General features: G+C 73.5%; 16 protein-coding genes. 6 read left to right on the forward strand and 10 right to left on the reverse strand.

Annotation, left to right across the window (positions count from 1 at the left end; translation table 11 throughout):
- Window positions 1-7: 7 nt before the first annotated feature.
- Complete coding sequence (locus tag WMF43_RS17215) at window positions 8-1096, reverse strand: efflux RND transporter periplasmic adaptor subunit (protein ID WP_437681470.1); 1089 nt, start codon at window positions 1094-1096, stop codon at window positions 8-10.
- A gap of 168 nt (window positions 1097-1264) precedes the next feature.
- On the opposite strand from WMF43_RS17215, the gene WMF43_RS17220 reads away from it, so the two are divergent.
- Complete coding sequence (locus WMF43_RS17220) at window positions 1265-1957, forward strand: TetR/AcrR family transcriptional regulator (protein ID WP_437681471.1); 693 nt, start codon at window positions 1265-1267, stop codon at window positions 1955-1957.
- 3 nt (window positions 1958-1960) lie between these two features.
- Here the strand turns inward: WMF43_RS17220 and WMF43_RS17225 are convergent, their stop codons facing one another.
- From WMF43_RS17225 to WMF43_RS17240, 4 genes are all read right to left on the reverse strand, one after another.
- Window positions 1961-3163, reverse strand: a complete 1203-nt coding sequence (locus tag WMF43_RS17225; RefSeq protein WP_437681472.1) for a methylated-DNA--[protein]-cysteine S-methyltransferase — start codon at window positions 3161-3163, stop codon at window positions 1961-1963.
- Window positions 3164-3262: 99 nt separating this feature from the next.
- Window positions 3263-4105: a helix-turn-helix transcriptional regulator gene (locus tag WMF43_RS17230; RefSeq protein ID WP_437681473.1), complete on the reverse strand. Its 843-nt coding sequence runs from the start codon at window positions 4103-4105 to the stop codon at window positions 3263-3265.
- Between the two features lie 253 nt (window positions 4106-4358).
- The gene (locus WMF43_RS17235; protein WP_437681474.1) at window positions 4359-5504 is read right to left on the reverse strand and encodes a hypothetical protein; all 1146 of its coding nucleotides are present in this window, start codon (window positions 5502-5504) and stop codon (window positions 4359-4361) included.
- A gap of 107 nt (window positions 5505-5611) precedes the next feature.
- Window positions 5612-6217 (reverse strand): polysaccharide biosynthesis/export family protein, encoded by a 606-nt coding sequence (locus WMF43_RS17240; protein WP_437681475.1) that lies wholly within the window; start codon window positions 6215-6217, stop codon window positions 5612-5614.
- Between the two features lie 248 nt (window positions 6218-6465).
- Between WMF43_RS17240 and WMF43_RS17245 the strand changes: the two genes are divergently transcribed.
- Window positions 6466-7938 (forward strand): O-antigen ligase family protein, encoded by a 1473-nt coding sequence (locus WMF43_RS17245; RefSeq protein ID WP_437681476.1) that lies wholly within the window; start codon window positions 6466-6468, stop codon window positions 7936-7938.
- A 465-nt stretch (window positions 7939-8403) separates the two neighbouring features.
- Window positions 8404-9636, forward strand: a complete 1233-nt coding sequence (locus WMF43_RS17250; RefSeq protein WP_437681477.1) for a cytochrome P450 — start codon at window positions 8404-8406, stop codon at window positions 9634-9636.
- A 41-nt stretch (window positions 9637-9677) separates the two neighbouring features.
- Here the strand turns inward: WMF43_RS17250 and WMF43_RS17255 are convergent, their stop codons facing one another.
- The 4 genes from WMF43_RS17255 to WMF43_RS17270 all read right to left on the reverse strand — a co-directional run bounded on the left by WMF43_RS17255 (window position 9678) and on the right by WMF43_RS17270 (window position 13157).
- Window positions 9678-10676 (reverse strand): hypothetical protein, encoded by a 999-nt coding sequence (locus WMF43_RS17255; RefSeq protein WP_437681478.1) that lies wholly within the window; start codon window positions 10674-10676, stop codon window positions 9678-9680.
- A 75-nt stretch (window positions 10677-10751) separates the two neighbouring features.
- Complete coding sequence (locus WMF43_RS17260; protein WP_437681479.1) at window positions 10752-11651, reverse strand: ATP-grasp domain-containing protein; 900 nt, start codon at window positions 11649-11651, stop codon at window positions 10752-10754.
- Window positions 11652-11865: 214 nt separating this feature from the next.
- Window positions 11866-12654: a hypothetical protein gene (locus tag WMF43_RS17265; protein WP_437681480.1), complete on the reverse strand. Its 789-nt coding sequence runs from the start codon at window positions 12652-12654 to the stop codon at window positions 11866-11868.
- Window positions 12651-13157, reverse strand: a complete 507-nt coding sequence (locus WMF43_RS17270) for a hypothetical protein (RefSeq protein WP_437681481.1) — start codon at window positions 13155-13157, stop codon at window positions 12651-12653. Before WMF43_RS17270 ends, WMF43_RS17265 begins: the two co-directional genes overlap by 4 nt.
- Before the next feature lie 819 nt (window positions 13158-13976).
- On the opposite strand from WMF43_RS17270, the gene WMF43_RS17275 reads away from it, so the two are divergent.
- The 3 genes from WMF43_RS17275 (at window position 13977) to WMF43_RS17285 (ending at window position 19798) form a co-directional block, all read left to right on the forward strand.
- Window positions 13977-14888: a hypothetical protein gene (locus tag WMF43_RS17275; RefSeq protein ID WP_437681482.1), complete on the forward strand. Its 912-nt coding sequence runs from the start codon at window positions 13977-13979 to the stop codon at window positions 14886-14888.
- Window positions 14889-15153: 265 nt separating this feature from the next.
- The gene (locus tag WMF43_RS17280) at window positions 15154-17877 is read left to right on the forward strand and encodes an AAA family ATPase (RefSeq protein WP_437681483.1); all 2724 of its coding nucleotides are present in this window, start codon (window positions 15154-15156) and stop codon (window positions 17875-17877) included.
- A gap of 388 nt (window positions 17878-18265) precedes the next feature.
- On the forward strand, window positions 18266-19798 hold the full coding sequence (locus WMF43_RS17285; RefSeq protein WP_437681484.1) for a dockerin: 1533 nt from the start codon (window positions 18266-18268) through the stop codon (window positions 19796-19798).
- Window positions 19799-20003: 205 nt separating this feature from the next.
- Here the strand turns inward: WMF43_RS17285 and WMF43_RS17290 are convergent, their stop codons facing one another.
- Entirely contained in the window at window positions 20004-20654 is a 651-nt protein-coding gene (locus WMF43_RS17290; RefSeq protein ID WP_437681485.1) for a TetR/AcrR family transcriptional regulator, read from the reverse strand.
- Window positions 20655-20691 lie beyond the last annotated feature (37 nt).

The raw sequence follows: 20691 nt of genomic DNA on the forward strand, positions 1-20691 counted from the left end.
GACGACCTCACTCCACGGCTTGGCCGTTCCGGAGCGCCTCGGACGGGGTGATCACGACCTTGTCGCCCGCGCGGACGCCGCGGGCGACGGCGACGGCGTCGCCCTTCTCCGCGCCCGTCTGCACGACGCGCTCCTCGAGCCGGCGATCGACGACGACGAAGAGGTGCGCGCGCCCCTCCTTCGGGAGGATGGCGGATCTCGGCACCACCGGGCCCTTCGCCTCCCCGGTCGCGAGCGCGATCGACGCGAACATGCCCGGCCGCAGCGCGCCGTCGGGGTTCTGGACCTCGGCCTCGGCGACGAGATCGCGCGTGGCCTCGCGGACGGCGGCGCCGATCCAGCGCACCTCGCCCGCGAACGAGCGGCCGGGGTACGCCGGCACGGTGAAGGTCAACGCGCCGCCCGGCCTCACGGCCGCGAGGCTCGCCTCGGGCACGGTGAACTCGAGGCGCAGGGCGCCCGCCGAGACGAGCGAGACGACCCTGGAGTCGTGGCGGACGTACTCGCCGACGTCGACGAAGCGCTCGGTCACCACGCCGTCGAACGGCGCGCGGATCTGGCCGTCGCCGACGCCCTGCGCGGCGGCGCGCGCGCGGGCCGAGGCGGCCGCGACCGACAGCGGGGCGCTCCGGCACTGGTCGGCGATCCGGTCATGCTCGGCCTGCGAGATCGCGCCGCTGTCGCGCAGCGCCGTGTAGCGCGCGCACTCGCGCCGCGCCGTCTCCTCCTGGGCGCGGGCGAGGGCCGCGTTCGCCTGCGCCTCCGCGGCCGTGAGCGCGGCGGCGCGGACGTCGAGGCGCGCGAGCAGGTCGCCCCGCTTCACCTCCGCGCCGCGCTCGACGAACGTCTCGAGCACGCGGCCGGCCGCGTTGGCGGCGAGGTCGGTCTGCCGGGCCCCGCGCAGCGTGCCGGTGAGCGCGAGCGCGCGCGGCATGGGCTGCTCGTGCACCTCCCGGGTCTCGACGCGGACCGGCTGGGGAGCCGCCTCGGAGGCGTTCGAAGCGCTGGCCTTGGACGAGCAGCCCGCCGGGGCGGCGGCGAGCGCGGCGAGGAGAAGGAGGCCGGCGGCGCGGCCGGACGTCGTGGTGTGGCTCAAGGGGACCTCGGGGCGGCGATCGCAACCGCTAGTTGCGATAGCTGTAACACCGCCGGCGCGGATCGCAACGGTTGGTTGCGGTGTACCGCAACAAAAGATTGCGATGTCTCACCGTGTCGCGAAAATGCGCTGGCGCGCGCCGGGCGGCCGAAGTTGAATGGACGGCCGATGAAGGCGGCGACGGCGAAGCGGACGGCGAGGCGCGGGGCCTCGAAGAAGCGCGCGCTCGTGCGCGGCGAGCCCGTCGTGCGCGGCGTCCTGGCCGCCACGCTGGAGGAGCTCGCCAGCGCGGGCTACCGCGCGCTCCGGATCGAGGACGTGGCGACGCGCGCGGGGGTCAACAAGACGACGGTCTACCGGCGCTGGCCGACGAAGGAAGATCTCGTGCGGGCCGCGCTCCTGTCGATCACGGACGAGAAGATCGTCCCCCCGAACACGGGCTCGCTCCGCGAGGATCTGATCGCGCTCGGGCGCGCGATCGTCGAGATCCAGCGGTCGCCCGAGGGGCAGAGCCTCTTCCACGTGTTCCTCTCGGAGGGGCCCGACTCGGAGCTCATGGCCATCGCCCGCTCGCTGCGCGAGACGCAGGAGCACGGGTTGCGGGCCATCATCGAGAGCGCCGTCGCGCGCGGCGAGCTCGCGCCGAGCGCCGATCCGATGCTCCCGTGCGAGCTGCTCGCGGCGTACCTGAAGAACAGGCTGTTCGCGCACCGCGCGGGCGTCGACGACGCCCAGCTCGCCCGCGTCGTCGACGTGATCCTCTTCGGGGCGCTGCAGCCGGAAGGTCGGGCGGAGGCCGGCGGCCGAGGCGCGGCGGAGGGCGCGCACGCGGCGGAGGGCGCGCACGCGGCGGCGCGCTGACGGCTACTTCTTCGCGAGCTCCACCGCCCGCCACAGGTACCAGCTCGCCACGGTGCGGTAGGGCCTCCACCGGGCGCCGCGCTTCTCGAGGTCCTTGCGCGACGGCAGCTCGCGCTTCTTGAAGGCGACCGCGAAGCCCTTGCGGATCCCGTAGTCGTCCACGGGGAGCACGTCCGGGCGGCCGAGCCGGAACATGAGGAGCATCTCCACGGTCCACCGGCCGATGCCGCGCACCCGGGTGAGCTGCTCGATGATCGCCTCGTCGTCCATGCGCTGGACCTCGTCGAGGGTGGGGATCTCGCCGGCCTCGGCCCGCTGGGCGAGGTCGCGCAGGGCGAGGAGCTTCGCGCGCGAGAGGCCGGCTTCGCGGAGCCGCTCGTCCGGGGCGCCCAGGATCTGCCGGGGCGTGGGGCCGCCTCCCGCGCGGGCAGGGAAGAGCGCGCAGAGGCGCGCGAAGATCGTCGCCGCCGCCTTGCCGGTGAGCTGCTGGTAGACGATCGACTCGGTGAGCGCGGCGAAGAGGCTCCGCGTCCGGTCGAGCCGCATGGCGAAGGGGCCGACCGCATCGATGACGCGCGCGAGCGCCGCGTCGGACGCGCGCACGTGCTCGACGGCGGCGCCCGCGTCGAAGCCGAACGCGAGGTCGTCGTCGCCGGTCCCGTCGCCGCGGCGCCGCGCGGGCGCGCGGCTCGCCTCGGCGCCCTCGATCGCGAGGAGCCGGAGCTTCGTCGAGACGCCGCCGTTCGCGGAGAAGCCGCCGGCCTTGCCGCCCGCCGCGAGCACGCGGTGGCACGGCACGACGATCGCGAACGGGTTGCGCCCGAGCGCCTGCCCCACGGCGCGCGCCGCGCCGGGGCTCCCGAGCCGCGCCGCGACGTCGCCGTACGAGAGCGTCGCGCCCGGCGGGATGGTGCGCGCGACCTCGTAGACGCGGCGGTGGAACGGCGGCACGTCGTCCATGTCGAGCGCGACGCCGGAGAGATCGGTCGCCTCGCCGCGCAGGAGGGCGACGATGCCGCCCACCGCGGCCTGCACCTCGGGCGGCGGCGGCGCCTCGCGCGCGCCCGGGAACCGCTTCAGCACACGCGCCCGCGTGTCGAGCTCGCGCGCCTCCGGGAGCTGCACGAAGACGACGCCGCGCCCGCCCCACGCGATGCCGCACCGGCCGATCGCCGTGTCGAAGAGCGTGAATCCGTGGGTCGTCATGACGGGTCGCGAGCGATGGAGCTTAGGGCTTCGTGGATCATGGTCTCTCCGCTGCTGCGCGCGGGACTCGGCCCCTTGCGCGCTCGTGCCGCCGTCACCCTACCGGGCGCGAGCGAGCCGTTCTTGGAAGATCTTGCGATCCCCGCGCGCCGCCCGGCGGAAGCTCCGGGGCGAGACGCCGGCGGCGCGGTGGAACGTGCGCACGAAGTTCGAGAGGTCGCCGAAGCCGACGTCGAGCGCGACGTCGGTGATCGACCGGGCGCCGTCGGCGAGGAGGCGCGCCGCGCGGCGCAGCCGGGCGCGGACGAGGTACTGGTGCGGGGTTGCGCCGACGACCTTCGCGAAGAGCCGCAGGAAGTGGAACGGGCTGAGCCCGGCCTCCCTGGCCGCGCCCTCCAGGTCGACCGGCTCGTGCGCGTGGGCATCCAGCCAGAGCGCCGCCTCCACGGCGCGGCGGCGATCGCGCGGCCGCGCGTCCAGCGGCCCTCGCCTCCGCCCGGAGGCGACCTCGACGAAGCGGGCGGCGAACAGCATGCCTGCCTCGTCGAGGCCGACGTCGGTCCTGCCCTCGGCGGCCGCCTGCGCGAGCTCGCCGAGCACCATGAGCTCGGGCAGCGGCGGCAAGCAGCCGGTCCGCCAGACCTCGGGCCGGTCGCCGATCGCGTCGACCAGCGCCGGCTCGAGGTGGAAGGACAGGCACTCGTCGCCGGCGACGTGGTCGTGGGTGCACATGAACTCGTCGCCGGGGTGGCCGACGAGCGTCGACCCGGCGACGAGCTCGAACGATTCGCCCCGCACGCGGCAGCCGAAGCTGCCCTGTCGCACGTAGGAGACCGAAAATCCGCGGTGCACCTCGACGAACGGCCGGTCGGCAGGTCCGGCGTCGCACCGGTAGTCGAGCACCGAGATGGACCCGCACTGCGACAACGTCGTGGTCAACATCTCCCGCCGACTCTACCCGCGGCGCTGCGGCCGAGCAACCGGAAGGGCAGGCGCGTCGCTGCCGGAGCGGCGCGCCGCCCTTGGCGCGAGATGAGGAGAAAGAACGAGAATCGATGTGCGAGCAGAGCCCATCCATCCGACATCCGAACAGAGGTGATCCATTTGAACGGTGGTAAAAATTGGGCCTACGGCGTAATGCATTTCATGCTCCGGGAGGAGCGCTGGAGCGCGTCGCTCGTGGGCGCGGAGGAGGTTACTCCGGGCACGGCGCCACCCGGTCGGCGCCGCCGAAGAACTCGCTGGCCAGCAGCGACCACGCCCGCGCGTTCTCCGGCGGGCCGCACTTGAACGCCTTCCCCGGCCGGTCGCCGCGGAGGGCGGCTCGCTGCTCGCGGTAGTAACGGATCGCGAGCTCGGCGGCATACTCGCCGACGCCGTTGCCGGGCTGGAACGCGTAGTAGGTGCCTCCCTTCACGGTCGTCTCGTTCGGCGCGTAGGGCGCGAGGCAGGGGATCTTCGTCCCGCAGCGCGCGACGATATCGTCGTAGATCGGCGAGAGCGCCGCCTCGGACCAGGCGCCGTGGTCGCTGTCGTTCAAGTGGAAGATCTCGTGGAAGAGCGTCTCCCGCACCACGTCCGCGGAGCGGTGGAGCGAGCCGGCCAAGTTGTAGGCGACCGTCCAGCCCGAGGCGTACGCGGACGGCGTGCGCGCCTTGACGGAGCGGAAGTACCGCAGCGAGAGGGCGCGGTGGCGGAAGCGCACGGGCGCTGCGGCCGCGGCGGCGACGTCCGTGAAGAAGGCGTCGAAGTCGGCCAGGGCCGCGGCCGTCCACTCGAGGTGGCGGCGCTCCGCGCGCACCGGCAGCGCCGGGACGAGGTGGAGCATGCCGCGGTAGCCGCCGTCCATCGTGTGCTCCCGCTCCAGCCCCGCGACGCTGCCGCTCCGGTCGAAGAGCGCCGTCGCGCTCGCCGCGGCGAGCGGATCGTCCTGGAAGCGCAGCGCGAGCAGGCAGCGGACGCGCTCGTGCCCCGGCGAGGGCGCGCCGGCAGAGCCCGCTGCCCCGGCCGCGCCGCGCCGGCAGGCGTCGATGCCGGCCCGGTGCGCGGAGGCGTCTTCGGGGAACAGGATCGACTCGGCCTCGTCGGCCGAGATCGCCGGGGGTGGCGCGGGCGCCGGCTGGGCCGCAGCGGGGGAGGGGAGTTCGCCCCCTCCACGCCGCTCGCCGGCGGGCCCCGCGTCGCCCGTGCGAACGGCTGCGTCCGCCGCTGGAGGCGCCGGCGCGCTCGTCGGTGCGGCGGATTGGCCGACTGGCGCGGCGTTGCCCGTGCCCACCGGCGCGCACGCCGCCGCGACGAGAGGTAGCGCGGCGCGGCCCAGCAGCATGGAAGCAAGGCGCATCGCCTCAGGATGCCAGAGCGCAACGCGCCGGTCACCGGACGCGACGCACTGGTCCTCGGAGCGCTGCGTCCAGCTCTTCACCGGCCCCGAGAGGGCGGCTGAGGCCTCTACGGCACCACCACGGTATCGTTCGTCTGCAGCGGAAGGTCCCCGCGGAGATTGCCTTTCTCGACGACCTCGTCGAACGCGAAGGGGATCCTGCGCTCGCCGCGCACGTCGCGGCGCACGATCACCACCTCGTCGGGATCGGCGAAGCGCGTGAACCCGCCCGCCAGGGCGAGCGCCTGGAGCACGGTGATCTGCGCCCGCGGCGTGAACTCGCCGGGACGGGAGACCTCGCCCATCACGTAGATCCGGTAGCTGTGGAGCTCCGCCACCTCCACGCTGACCAGCGGCTTCTCGTGGTAGTACCTGGCCGCCTGGTTCTCGATCTCCTCGGCGATGGTCATGGCGGTGCGCCCGGCGGCCATCACGTCGCCGACGAGCGGGACCGTGATGAACCCGTCGGGCCGCACCGTGACGCGGTGGCTGAGCGCCTCGTTCTTCCAGGCCCGCACCTCCAGCACGTCGCCGGGGCCGACCACGTAGGCGCTGGTCGCGCGGCGCTCCGCCTCGAAGTCCACTTGGAGCGCGCGCCCGGCGCAACCCGAGGGCGCGGCGAGGGACGTTACGGCGGAGCAGAGCAGGGCAATCCAGGCACGGCGCGAGCGCATCGGTGTCCAGCCTCCTTGTCGTGGCCGCGGACCAGCAAACGCCGATCCCGCGGCCGCGCGCCGCGCCTGCTCACCGCGCGGTCCGCGCTTCCGCCGTGCCCGTCGGGGCCTCGGTGCTAGATCGGTCGCGCTGAAGGGGGGAATCCGCGCCGGCCGCGCCGCGCCTGCGCAGGGCCTCCCCGCGACCGCCGCGTCCGGCGGCGCGGGCGGCCCGCGCGCGCGCCACGCTGCGGCCGCCGCGCCACATCATGGCAGCGTGGGTCGTGTGCGCGCTCTGCGCGCTCGTCATCCTCAAGCCGCAGGAGTTCATCCCGGAGCTCGCGGGGATTCCGCTCGTGCACGCCGCGTTCGGGCTCACCCTCCTCGCCGCCGCCCTCGACGTCGTGTGGCGGCGGCTCCGGCCGACGCTCGCCCCGCAGGTGGTCTATGCGCTCGCGTTCCTCGCCTGGGCGGCCCTCACCACCGCGATCAAGCGCCCGAACGCGCTCGAGGAGCGCGGGCTGCAGATCGCGACCGTCGCGGGCCTCTTCGTCGCCATCTCCGTCGCCGCCGCCTCCGCGCGCGGCCTGCGCGCGCTCGCGCTCACGCTCGTCGCCTGCGCCGCGCTCACGACGGGGGTCGCCCTCGTGCAGGCGTTCCAGCCGTACGGGTGTATGCTCGCCGCGCCCGAGGACTGGGACGGAAAGGGCGAGCTGACGCCGGACGGGCGGCCCTGCGAGACCGATCTCGACTGCCGCAAGGACCCGCCGGTCCCCGACGGCAACTACCGGTGCGAGCGTCCCGGGCCGCTCGGCACGTCGACCATCGATGGCCGCGTGCGATACCGCGGCTCGCTCGCCGATCCGAACGAGCTCTCGCTCACGGCAGGCATGGCGATCCCCCTCGCGATCGCGCTCGCCGAGCGCCGCCCGCGCGCGCGCGCCCGACCGGCGCCGGGGCGCGCGCGCGGTGCCCCGGCGCTGCCCCACCGGCTGCCCTACCTGCTGACCGACCGGCTGCTCGCGCGCGTGGCGGCGGCGCTGCGCGCCCTGCCGGTCGCGGCGGTGATCGCCGCGATCGGCGCGATGGTCGTGATGGCGCGCTCGCGCTCGGGCCTCATCGTGTACCTGGCCGTGCTCGGCCTCACCTTCATCCGCCGCAGCGGGGCCCTCGGCGTCGTCGCCGCCTGCCTCGTCGGGCCGCCGATGCTCCTCCTCGGCGGCCGCAGCGGCGAGGAGGCCAGCGAGAGCTCGGAGGAGCGCATGGAGCTGCTCCGCGAGGCGTTCGCGATGATCCGCCGCACGAAGGGGCTCGGCGTGGGCGCGGGGCAGTTCGGCGACGAGTCGTCGCTCGGCTTGACGGCCCACAACGCCTACCTGCTCGCGGCGGCGGAGACGGGGGTCCTCGGGATGTGCCTGTTCGCGCTCATCCTGTACGCGTCGCTCAAGGTGCCGCTCGCGATCTGGCTGGGCGGCCCCCGGGTGAGCCCCGCCGTCGCGCGGCTCGCGCCCGCGATCTTCGTGAGCCTGTGCGGCGCGCTGATCGGCATCTTCTTCCTCTCGTGGGCCTACAAGGACATCCTCTACATGGCGCTCGGCGCCTCGGCCGCCCTGTACGGCGCCGCGCGGGCCGAGGACCGCCGCGTGTCGGTGCGCGTGTCCGCCCGGGAGGTCGCGCTCGTGTGCGCCGGCATGTTCGCCGTGCTCGCGCTGCTCAACGTCCTGCTCCGGCTCGTCGGGTGAGCGGGGCGCCGGCCGAGGCGTGGACTCAACGAGGTCCACCCGGCGCCGTGTACCTGCCACTCCCGGCGCGTCGAAGAGCATTCCCTCACCATTGAAGATCAGGCGGCGCAATCGTGTGGTGGAACACTTCGAGAACGAGCCGTGTCTCCGAATGGCGCCGCGATCCTCGCCGTAATGGCCGTGGTGCTCGCGCGCGGCCACGCACAGGACGAGCGCATGTGCGTCCCGTGGCGCTGTTGTAAGCCATTGTTCATGCGACGTTGCATTGCGGCGCGGGCGGCTCGCGCGCCGAGCGCTGAATCGACGTCGGCCGCGGCGCGGATCGATCCTGGCCGACTGAATCTTGTTCGGGCTTCCTGTGCGCCGGGACCGGCGTATGGTGACCGGACGGGGGGTGAAGCGAAGCAATCGCTCGCCGCCCGCGTAGACCTACCGCAGTCCACCTCGAACGCAGAGGAGCCCTCCATGTCCACACGCCGCTTCGACCTCTTCGCCCCGGAAGCCCGAGCGAACCCTCACCCGATCTATGCCGAGATGCGTCGAAACAGCCCTGTGTGTCAGATCGACCCCGGCGGCCTCTGGGCCGTCGCTCGGTACGACGACGTGCTCTTCGTCCTCAAGCACCCGGAGAAGTTCTCTTCCCAGGGCTTCCGCGTGACGATGCTCGCGCCCTGGATCGAGAGCAATCCCCTCATGGACTCGCTCCTTGTCCTGGATCCCCCGGAGCACAACCGGCTCCGGGCGCTCGTGAGCCGCGCGTTCACGCCCGGGATGGTCGCCGGCTTCGAGCCCCGGGTCCGGGCGATCGCCGAGGAGCTCGCGGGGGACCTCGAGCGGCTCGGTGATGCCGACTTCATCGCCAACTTCGCTGTGCCGCTGCCGTCCCGGGTCATCTGCGAGCTGCTCGGGCTCGATCCGAAGCTGCACGCCGAGTTCAAGCGCTGGGCCGACCACCTCGCGATGATCTCGCCCGTGACCCCGAGCGAGCACATCCCCGCTGTCCGGGCGACGGTCCAATCGATGATCGGGTTCATGAAGGAGGTCATTGCCCGCCGGCGAGTCGCCCCGGCGGACGATCTCGTCACCCGCCTGATCCGCGCCGAGATCGACGGGCACGCCCTGAGCGAGGCGGAGATCGTGGGCTTCATGTCGATCATCCTGATGGCCGGCTTCGAGACGACGATGAACCTGTTCGCGAAGACGTTGCTCGGGTTGACCGGCCGGCCGGCGGACGTCGCCCGCCTGCGCGCCGAGCCGGCGCTGCTCCCGGGGTTCACGGACGAGGCGCTCCGCTTCGAGTCGCCGGCGGAGGTGGTGCTCCGGCAGGCGACCGCCGATGTCGCGCTCTCGGGGGTGACGATCCCGAAGGGCGCGTTCGTCGCGGCGATCATCGCGTCTGCGCAGCGGGACGAGCGGAAGTTCCCCGAGCCGGATCGGTTCGATATGGACCGCAAGCCCGACGTGTTCATCGCGTTCGGGCATGGGGCCCATTACTGCCTCGGCGCCTCGCTGGCGCGGCTCGAGATGAAGGTAGGGATGGAGGTGCTGCTCCGGCGCTTCGAGCGCTTCGAGCGGCTCCCCGGGGAGCTCGCCTGGAACTGCACGTTGCCGGTGCGGTGCCCGCGCGCGCTGCCCCTGCGGTTCGTGCCCGCGGCGTCCTCGGTCCGGTCCGTGCGTTACGCGGAGGCCGCCGTGTAGCCTCGGGTTTCGATCGCGCGAGGGCCGGCGCGTCCGTCGAGCTACGGGCGCGACGGCCCACGCGGCGCCTGCGGGGCCGGCGCCGCCTCGCGGGCGAGCGCCGCCTGGAAGCGCTCGGGATCCTCGTCGATCTGGATCATCTCGCCGGTCCGCGAGGCTTCCTTGCTCAGCGCGACGACGAGCTGCAGGAGCTTCGAGCCCACGAGGATCCGGACGCGGGAGATCGTCGTCCGGCTCGCGGCGAAGAACGCCGTCCACGCGTCGCTGACGCTCGGCGCCGCCACGGTCACCGCGCGGACGTCGACGAAGAGCGCGACCGGACCGAAGCGCGCGATCTCCTTGCGGATCTCGTCGAGCGGGATCTCGCCGAACTCGCCGCCGTCGTGCCCTGTGATGGTCACCAGCACCGCGCCCGGGCGCAGCCGCTGGAACGTGTACGTGCAGCGCGCGTTCGAGAGCCGCACGGTGCCGTCCGCCTGCACCTCGCGCCGGATCGTGGCGGGGCCCGCGCCGGCGACAGCTGACGGCGCGGCCGAGGGGCCGGCGACGGGCGCGGGGCCGGCTGCCGCGGCGGGCTCTGCGGCGCGGGCGACCCCCGGCTGCGACGGCGCTCGCGTCGGCGTGGGCGCCTCGCGCGCGACCGCCTCGTCGAACTGCCGCGCGTCCGACTCGATCTGGATCAGCTCGCCCGTACGCGAGAAGAGCTTGGCAACGTCGACGACGAGCTGGACGAAGGGCGAGCCGACGAGGATCCGGACGCGCCGGAGCCGCGCCCGGTTGGCGCTGAAGAAGCGCGTCCACGCGTCGCTCACGCTCTCCGCGGCGAAGGTGGCGTCGCGCGCGTCGACGTAGAGATCGATCGGCGGATACCGCGCGATCTCCGCCTGGAGCTCGTCGAGCGGTGCGTCGCCGAGGCTGCCGGTGTCGCGCCCTGCGATGGTCACGAGCACGGCGCCGGGGCGGAGCCGGCGGAAGACGAACGAGCAGCCGTCCTTCGCGAGGCGGATCGAGCCGTCCTCGAGGAGCTCTCGGTGAATCATCGCTGTCCCGGTCCTCTCCGGAGCCGCCGCGCGCCGGCTCTCATCTCTTGCTTGTCGCACGGCGGGCGCGCGGGTTCAACGCGCCGATCCCCCGGCCTGGGCGAGGACGGCCTCGCAGAACCTGCGCGCCGCGAGGGGCCCGCCGTGCTCCAGGAACAGGTACGGCTCGATCAGCTCCACCTCCATGATCTGCAGCGCCCCTTCGCGGACGAAGCCATCCACCCTCGCATAGGCAGCCTTCCCGGGCAGCGCCTCGAGGACCGCGGCGGCCTGCGCGAGGAGCGCCGGCGGCGGATCCTTCGCTGTCGCCGTCGCGCCGAACATCGGCTGAGACCGGAAGTCGCCGCGGCTCGGCACCTTCAGGAGCGCGTGGCTGAACTCGCCGCCGAAGAACAGGAGCGACCACTCGCCGTCGCGCGGGATCTCGGGGAAGAACGGCTGTACGAGCAGCCCTGAGTCCCGCAGGATCGTCTCCGCCTGCTCGGCCACGCCCTCGGCGTCCAGCGAGCGCGCGCGCAGCGTCCGGTAGGCGCCTGCGGAGATCGCGGGCTTGAGCACGAGCTCCCCCCACCCGAGCGACGAGAGCTCGGCGCGGAGATCGGCCGGGGCGCCGCGCTCGACGTACACGAGCGGCGCGACGCTCACGCCGGCGCGACGCAGGTCGAGGAGATACCGCTTGTCGCTGTTCCAGCGGATGAGCTCCAGCGGGTTCACCAGGCGGACCCCGAGGTCGCGCAGCCGGTCGAGCCACCCGAAGAACTCGGCCGATCGCTCGACGTAGTCCCAGCAGTTCTTCGGGACCACCGCGTCGAAGCGGGCCCAGTCCACCTCGGGATCCCGCCACCTCACCGCCGTCATCTCCGCGCCGAGCTGCGCGAGCTCGCGCCCCAGCACCTGGCGCTCGTCCACCACCTCCAGGTTCGCGTCGATGAGCGCCTGGTATCCGTCCATCAACGCATACGCGATCTTCATCATGCCGTCGCCCCTCGCGGCCCGCCGCGGCCCCTCGCGGTCACGATGTCCGGCGCGTCGCTCGGTCGTCAAGGGGGGCTGGGTGGTCTCATCGCTAGGCTCCGGCACGGTGGCCGTCAGCGGAGACCAGATGCGTCGTGCCCGGATCGTCGGGAGGTGCTGCCCCGGCGGCGGCGAGGCGACATGGTGTGGGCAGGAGCCGCAGCGCGGGAACCGGTCAAGCGCGACCCTCAGGCGCTCGCACATGGTACCCTCCCGGCGGCAGCTCGAGCGGGAGCTTGGCCAGCAGCGCGGCGAGTCGCGCCGGGTGACCGAGGATTTTCGTCTTCACTTCGGGGCCAACGGCGAGCAGCGCTGCGACGGCCGAGTGCAGGGAAGCGTTCGTCCGAAGGAGCTCCGTGGCCTGCTCTGGCGCATGGGCGAGGAGACGAGCTTGGAGCAGCGGCTGCGACGTGGACCGACTCAGCTCTGGCACCCGCGCTGAGACCGCAGGCAGCCGTAAGATCTCGGTATCGAGGCACAAAGCGAGGATGACCTCGTCCATCTCGAGCTCGCCCCGGAGGGCGAGGTACCGTAGCCGGTCCTCGATGGCCCGTCGGTGAATGGCATCCTTCGGCCGATCGGTGCGCTTCGACGCGTACAATCCCGGAAGTTCCAGGCACTCGGTCCCGAGGCCGAGGAACTCGACCGAGCTGCTGTTCCTGACACCGGACTCGAAGTCGGGAATCGCAATAAGCTTGAGGTGGACGTCGAGCTCCACGCCATCTTCCGGCCGGATGTACTGCTGGAAGTCGCGCCCGCACAGCGTTTCGATGTCCGTCTCTATGCCGGTGATCGCGCGGACCGCCTCGCGAAGCCGCTCGGCGTTCTCCGGTGTCGGGCGGAACAGGATGTCGAGATCGTGCGAGAACTCCACGGCTTGCCGCAGCACGCCCGCCTGACCGCCCACGACCACGAACTCGACGCCGAGGCGGTACAGGATCTCGAGCTGCTCGCGGATCGTCACCGGCCGCGGCCCTCCCACTCCGCGCGCTTCGCAGCGCGGAGGAAGCGATGGACCTCCTCCGACCGGCGGAGCCACTCGTCGAGCGGTGGGTAGGTATTCGGCGCGTGCGACGCGCTCGGTCCGGCCGGCGACAGGTCGACGCCGAGCAGCGACGATAGCTCGGCCTCCTCGTCGATCTCTGCGAGGAGCGAGAGGATCGTGGGATCCAGGATCTCCCGGGCCGTGGTCATGGATCCAGGGTAGCGCGACGTGCACGCCGCGACCATCGGTGCCACGTCGCGCGCTCGTCCGTCCGCCGCCCCCTCACGCTTCGCGGATGACCGCCCGCTCGACTTCTTCGTCAGGATGTACGGGCGAAGCCGCCGGTCCAGCTCGACGAGGACGACGTCGGTGAGCGTCTCCTCCGAGATCCCGAGCCCGCGCGCGTAGCTGAAGGCGACCAGCTCATGTACGGCAGACGCTCGGTCGCGAAATGCAGCGCAAAGTTCCGTCGTGGTCAGCATCCGACCATGCATTTATACGAGGAAACCACACTTCCTAGCGTCTTGGCCAGCGAGGCGGTCCTGACGGCGAGGAGCATCAAGGTCCCCCCGGGCTACCCATCGGGACGCGCTTCCGTTCGGCGCGGCGGACGAGGGCGCGCATGGTCGGCCATCGACGAGCGTCCAGGACGAGGAGCGAGATTCGGATCCTGGCCGGCAGCCGACTGCTTCCGGCGCGTCGTCTGCGGTTCTGGGCAAGCAGCTGGCTGCCTCCGACGCCTCGTCAGCGGTCCCGGACAAGCAGCCAGCTGCCCCGGGCGGCTCGTCGGCGCTTCCGGGCAAGCAGCCAGCTGCCCCGGGCGGCTCGTCGGCGGTCCTGGGCAAGCAGCCAGCTGCCTCCGACGGCTCGTCGGCGGTCCCGGGCAAGCAGCCAGCTGCCTTCGGCGCATCGCCGGCGGTCCTGGTCGAGCAGCCAGCTGCCTCCGACGCCTCGCCGGCGGTCCTGGTCAAGCAGCTGGCTTCCTCCGGCGCATCGCCGCCGGTCCCGGGAAGGCAGTCGGCTGCCTCCGGACGACCGCCACAACAGCGCGGAGGCTCCGGGCCATGGCGTCGAGATCGTGCCCGGTGAGACGCGGAACTCCGGGCGAGCAGCGGCCAATGGCGGCGCACCGCTCCGAAAGCCAGTTTATGCGCGTTGACGGATCGATCGACATGATTACGCCTGGCCGGAACACCCGGCGCACGCCGGGCGCCTTGATCGCTTCGATCGCGGGGGGCAAGGAGCATGAGCCTCATGTTCTCGCCGCTTCCGCGACGGAGACCAGCGAGAGGTGTTCCCTCATGGCCAAGACTTCTGCTCCGCTCAAGAAAAAGCCAGCTCCCAGGAAGCCCGCGGCGCCACCCCAGGCGGCAGCGGCCTTCGACAAGATCGTGCCCGAGATCGACTCGTTGAGCAGGGACGCGCTCGTTCCGATCAACATCGATATCCCCCGGGCGGTCTCCCAGGTGCTCGGGGTGCTGCCTGGCCTGCTCGCACTGCGCCCGACGATCGCCGAGCGCCTGCCCACGCATGACGTCGGGTTGATCGACCGGCTGGAGACTTACGCGCTCGCCGCCTGGTATGCACATCTGCTGTGGCTGTCCAGCGGCGGCGCGGAGAACGCGCTCAAGCCGCTCCTTGGCGAGGCCGTGCCGCTCCGCGAGAACCTCCTGAGCGACGCCGAGGCCCTGGCCCGCCGCGGGCTCGTCGACGCCGAGGCTGTCGCGGAGATCCGCGCGGGGAACGGTCACATCGACACGGCCAACGACCTCGTCGCGCTCTCGGCGTTGTTCAGCGCCGGCTGGTCGGAGATTGCCGGCAAGACCGCGGCGACCGAGCAAGAGGTGCACCGCGCGGGCGAGCTCGGGCCGCAGATCCTCGCCGCCCTGGGTGTGCGGGAGCACGGCGCTGCCCCCGCGCCGACCGACGCCACGGACAGGAGGGCGCGCGCGTTCAGCCTGTTCATGCACGCCTACGATCAGACCCGCCGCGCCGTCGCCTACCTCCGCTGGGACGAGGACGACGCCGAGGCGATCGCGCCGTCTCTCTACAAGGGACGCGGCGGTCGCGGGTCGTCGTCCAGCGACGCGACCGCCGCGCCGCCGCCCGCCCCGCCGGCGCAGCCCAGCGTCGCGCCGGACGCCGCGCCGAGCGTCGCAGCGGCGCCAGCGCCGGCCGGCGCTGCGCCGATCAGCGCGCCGCCGGTCGGCTGAGCCGCCACCACCAACCCAGGCGCCGGCTCCCCGCGCGCGTCCGCAAAGGAAGCCGCGCTCACCGCACGCGGAGCGTCCGCGGCGCCCGTCGCCTCTCGTCCCCCCGGCGCCGTCTCGTTCACGCCCTCTCCGCGCCCTCCGCAGGGTGCGTCCCCGGGTGACGCGCCCGCGAGCACGCGCCTTGCCGTGCAGGGACGGAGCGCCGCCGCGCGCGCCCGGTGCGCCGCGCGGCGCCGGACGCGCTGCCCACGGGGCGAGGAACACCATGCCCAGCCTGAGCACGGAGAGCACACCCCGGGAGCGCCTCTCGCGCGCGATCAGCGTCCTCGGACGCGTCCGGATGTACTGGCGCGGGATGGCCGCGATGATCGCGGTCGGGCTCTCGATCTCGCTCGCCCTCGCGCTCGCCACGAAGCGGGTGTGGCGGAGCGAGGCCACGATCCTCTACCGCGAGACGATCCAGACCGGCCGCGACCCCCAGAGCAGCGCCGCGCGCGCCGCGCGGCTCGGGCCGAAGCTCAAGGACACGCTCACGGCGCGCGGGACGCTCGCCGGCGTCGTCGAGCAGTTCGGCCTCTACCCGGAGAAGACCGCCCGCTCGATGGTCGAGGCCGTCGAGGAGATGAAGAGCCACGTCGGCTTCCGCGCGCAGAGCAGCGACACGTACGTCATCTCCTTCACCCACGACGACCCGCACGTGGCGCAGCAGGTCGCCGCCCGGCTCACGCAGATCCTCATCGAGGGCTACCGCCGCGACAGCCTCGGCGCCGCGACGATGACCCGCGACTTCCTGCGGCGAGAGCTCGCCGAGGCGAGCGCCAACGTCGAGGAGGCGAGCCGCGCATTGGCGACGTTCCTCGCGAGGAACCCGCAGTTCCAGTGGGGGCTCAACGACTCGCCGTACGCGCCCACGCCCCAGCCGCTCGGCCCGCCCGGCGCTCCTGCGCCCGCGGCGCGGGCCTCGCCGTCGAGGCCGGCTCGCCCCGTCGACCCGGAGCTCGCGTCGCTCGAGCGGCAGCTCGCCCGGGTCGAGGCGCTGCTCGGGACGGCGCCGTCGCCCGAGACGGCGCCGGGGCAGCCGCTGCCGCCGAGCGTCGTCGAGGCGCAGCGGGCCCGCGACGCGGCGGCGGCCGCGGCCGCCGCGGCCGAGGCGGCGCTCGCGGAGAAGCTCGCGGTCTTGACGCCGATCCACCCGGATGCCGTCGCCGCGAAGCGCCGCGCCGAGGCGGCCAGGAGCCAGCTCGCCGCCGCCGAGAGCGCGCTCCGGCTCGTGCGCGCGGGCGTCACCGAGGTGCCGGGCGGCGACGCGCGCGCGCTCACGCCGGCGCGGCGGGCGTCGCTGGAGGCCGAGCGGAGCGCGCTGCTCGGGCGGATCGCGGGCCTGCGCGCGCGCGCCGGGCGCGCGGCGGCGGGGCGGGCAGCGTCGCGCGCGGCCGGCGGCGAGGCGCCGCGCGCTGGCGGCGACGGCGAGGCGCCGCGCGCGGCCGGCGCCGACGAGGCGTCGCGCGCTGCGGGCGACGGCGAGGCGTCGCGCGCGGGCGGCAGCGGCGAGGTGCCCGAGCAGCGCGTGGTCGAGCTCGAGACCGAGTGGCACCGGCTCCGCCTCGATCTCGATCGGGCGCGCGAATACCTGAAGACCGTGCAGGCGAACGAGCGGGCCGCGAACCTGTCGGCGGACGCCGCCGAGAACAAGAGCGAGACCGAGCTCGACGTCCTGGATCCGGCCTACCTGCCGAGCCGCCCCGACCGCGGGCGCGGGCGCGTGTTCTTCGCGGGCGCGGCGGTGACGTTCTTCCTCGCGTTCGGCATCGCCGGGGCCCGGGTGCTGCTCGACGACACGCTCTACGACGGCGGCGACATCCAGGCGCTCGGCGGCCCGCTCCTCCTGGCCGCGATGCCGGCGCTCCCGGCGCGGCCGCCCCTCCGCGAGCGCGCGATCGTCCCGGCCTACGGCGTCGGCACGGCCGAGCCGCCGGCGGAGCGGTCCGCGGCGGCATCGGAGCGGCCCGGAGCGGTAGCGGACCGGCCCGCCGGGGCGTGGGATCCGCCCGCGGAGGCGCCGGAGCACCCCGCGGCCAGCAGCGCGCTCGCCTGCGTGGGCGGCCGTTCGCTCGTCCATGTCGGCGGCCTCGCCCTCGGCGAGCCCGAGGTGGAGATCCTCGGCGCCGACGTCGACCTCGAGGGCGCCGGCGTCTTCGAGCTGCTCCGGGACGCGCCCGCGCAGGCGCTCGCGGCGCTCCGGGTGCTCCGGCACCGCCTCGATCAGCGGCGGGGGCGCGAGCCGCTCGCGGTCGCCGTGGTGAGCCCCGGCCGGGGCGAGGGCAAGACGGCGCTCGCGATCCGCCTCGCGATGACGCTCGCCGAGGCCGAGCGCGCGCGGGTCCTGCTCGTCGACGGCCACCTCGCGCACCCCCGCGTCGCGGCGACCCTCGGCCTCCGGCTGCCCCCGCGCGCGAGCTTCTCCGAGCAGCTCCGGCGGCGCATGACGGGCGAGGCCCGCCCGCTCGGCGTCGTCGCCGCCGGGCCGTCGCTGGCCGTGCTCGCGGAGCCGTCGCTCGAGGCGAGCTACCCGGCCGCGCTCCACTCGCTCCACTTCGAGGCCGCGCTGCGCGCGCTCCGCCGCTGCTACGACTACGTGGTGATCGACGGCCCGCCGGTCCTCGGCTCGGGCGACGCCAACGTCATCGAGGACGCCGCCGACGGCATCCTCCTCGTCGCGCGCGCCTCGCAGACCCGGGCGTCCTCGCTCTCGCGCGCCGCCGAGCAGCTCGGCGAGCGCCGGATCCTCGGCGTGGTCCTGAACGATGTTGCGCCGGGATCGGCCGCGAGGAGGCGCCGCGCGCCCGCGCCGCGCGAGGCCGGGAGACCCGAGCAGGAGGGGCACGCGGCGTCACGGCGAGCCCGGAGCGCGGGCGCGGGCTCCGCCCCGGCAGAGCCCCTGTTCCGGCCGACCGGCGCCGCGCGCCGCTGGGCGGGAGATGGCCGGTGATCATGACGCCTGCGCGCCGACCGGAAAATCACTGAACCGGTAAACTTCCGACGCGGTCGAGTAACCGGCATGCCGCGGTGAACCGCCACCATACCCGCAAAAAAACAGGTATTTTACACGGAGAACCGGTTCATGCGGCGCGCGTCCACGCGGCGCCGGCGCGGCCCGTTGCTTTATGCTCGACGCGGTCGCCTGCGTGCTGTATCCCGCGGCTGTGGCTGCCGTGGTGCACGCGCCGCGCGCGGGCCTGTCACGGCTGCTCCCAGCGCTGCCACGGTTCGCGTTCGCCACGTTCCTTCACCACGTCATCGGGCGGATGAACGCTGAGGAGCGCGATCCGCTACCACGGAGAGATCGAATGACCAACACGCGAGATCGCGGGAGTGCCATGAGCGCAGCGGAACCGTCGTCGGCGACGTCCGTGCGGAGACGGCTGTTCTCGATCGTCGGGTTGTCCGGCGTGCTCCTCCTCCCGCTGGGCGTGGGGTGCGACGGGTCGAGCGAGTCGTCCAGCAGCGGCACGGGCGGCGGCGGAGCCACGGGGTCCGGCGGCCAGAGCGCGACGAGCGGCGACGGGGGGGCCGGGGGCCAGACGGGCACGGGCACGGGCGGCGACGGCGCGACCGGCCCCGGGGGCGCCGGCGGCGGGGGCGGGGGCGCGGGCGGCGGCACCCCTGTCCCGGCGTGGGACTGGACGGGCATCGTCGGCACGGGGCAGAGCCTCGCGGTCGGTGACCAGGGCAGGCCGGTCCGCGGGACGGAGCAGCGCTTCGACAACCTCAAGCTGTCGCTCGGGAACACGCGCGTGCCGCCCTTCGATCCCGCGAGCGCCGCGCTGTCGCTGGTGCCGCTCGTGGAGCCCATTCGCCCGTTCGCGACCACGTACCCGAGCGCTTACCCGAACAACATCCAGGGCGAGACGCCGCACACGGCGATGGCCGACCAGATCTCCACGCTCGCGCGGGCGGCGGGCGGCGACCACGTCTCCGTGCACACCGAGGTCGGCGAGAGCGGGCAGGGGATAGAGGCCCTCAGGAAGGGCGCCACGGAGGTCGTCGAGGGCGCCACGTCGATAGGCCGCGCCTACGCGGCGACGCTGTTCGAGGTGGAGGCGATCGCGCGCCTCGCCCGCGAGGCGGACAAGGCCTACGGCGTCGGCGCCATCGTGGTGACGCACGGCGAGCACGACGCCGGCAGGCCGACCTACGAGGACGACCTGTTCAAGCTGTGGTCCGACTACAACCAGGACCTCAAGGCCCTCACCGGGCAGACTCGGTCCATCCCCATGCTGGTGTCCCAGCAGCACTCGGTGCCTTCCGAGGCGGGATCGAGGTCGGCGTCGACGTACGCGCAGTGGCACGCGGGCGTCGCGCACCCGGGCGACATCGTATGCTCCGGCCCGAAGTACCAGTACCCCTACGCGGCCGACCACGTGCACCTGAACGCGAACGGCTACGAGCTGCTCGGCGAGAAGTACGGCCAGATCTTCTTCGAGAAGGTGGTCCTCGGGCGCGATTGGCAGCCGCTCCAGCCGACGGACGTCGAGCGCAGCGGCAGGGTCATCACCGTGCGCTTCCACGTCCCGGTGGGGCCGCTCGTGTGGGACGACGCGCTGCCGTCGCCCCATCAGACCGCCTACACCGAGTGGAAGCAGGGCCGCGGCTTCGAGGTCTGGAGCGGCAACAGCCGGATCACCATCAGCGGGGTCGAGATCGACGGCGATGCCGTCCGGATCACGGTCGCCGCGGATCTCCCCGCGTCCGGCGTGATGGTGGGTTACGCGGCGACGTCCGACGGGTCGAGCATGAACGGCGGCACCACGCGCTGGGGCCACCTGCGCGACTCGGATCCATTCGTCGGGTCCAGGTCGGGCGTCGCCCAGCCGAACTACGGCGTGGCGTTCGAGATGGCCGTCCCCTGAGCCCGCCTCTCGGCGGGCAACCAGCTTCGCGCGTCGGGAATGCCCGGCGCATCCTCCGGGATCTCGGGAGGGCGTGACGACGCGCGGATGGTTTCGGCGATCTGTCACGCCCAACGCGTTGCTTCTCTCGCAACTGTTGAATTCCCTTATGAGCTGGCTGGACCGCGTCGATGGCGCAGATCGGGCGAGGCGTGGAGCGCGCCGCTCAGCCGCTGTTCGAGAGCCACCGCACGACCAGCGACTCGAGCGCCCTCGCGGCGGCGCGCTCGTCGGTGCGGCCGCGTAACATGTCGGCGGCGAGCGCCTCGGCAGCGCCGATGATCGCGACGCAGCGGAGGTGCATGTCGCGCTTCGAGAGGTGGACGAGCGGCGCGAGCGCGTCCTCATAGAGCGTCACGTACCTGTCGAGGAGCTCCTGCTCCACGGCGTCCATCTGCTCGTCGCCCTTCAGCGCCGCGAGGATCGCGTGCCACTGAGGCCCGATCGTCGCGCAGCAATGCATGTACGCGGCGCTGGCGACGCGCGCGACGTCCTCGAGGCGCTGGCGCGTCCGCTTCAGCGCCTCGAGCAGCGCCGCGACCTGGCGGTCGTCGATCTGCCGCGCGAGGGCGATGAGGAGCCCGGACCGCGTCTCGAAGTGCTCGTACGCGATCGGCTTGCTGACGCCCGCGCGCTCGGCGAGGTGGCCGAGCGTCAGCGCGTCGGTGCCCTCCTCGCGCACGATCTGCTCGGCCGTCTCGAGCAGCTGCTCGCGGCGCTCCGCCTTCGACAGGCGCTTGCGGGCGGCGTCGCTCCTCGGCCGGGCGGCGTCGCTCCTCGGCCGGGCCGCGGGGGGTGTGGTGCTCGATTTCGCCATTCGCCTTGACGCTACCACGAGCGGGCACATACTACCA

The organism is Sorangium sp. So ce131, from assembly GCF_051519095.1.
GTDB lineage: Bacteria > Myxococcota_A > Polyangia > Polyangiales > Polyangiaceae > Sorangium.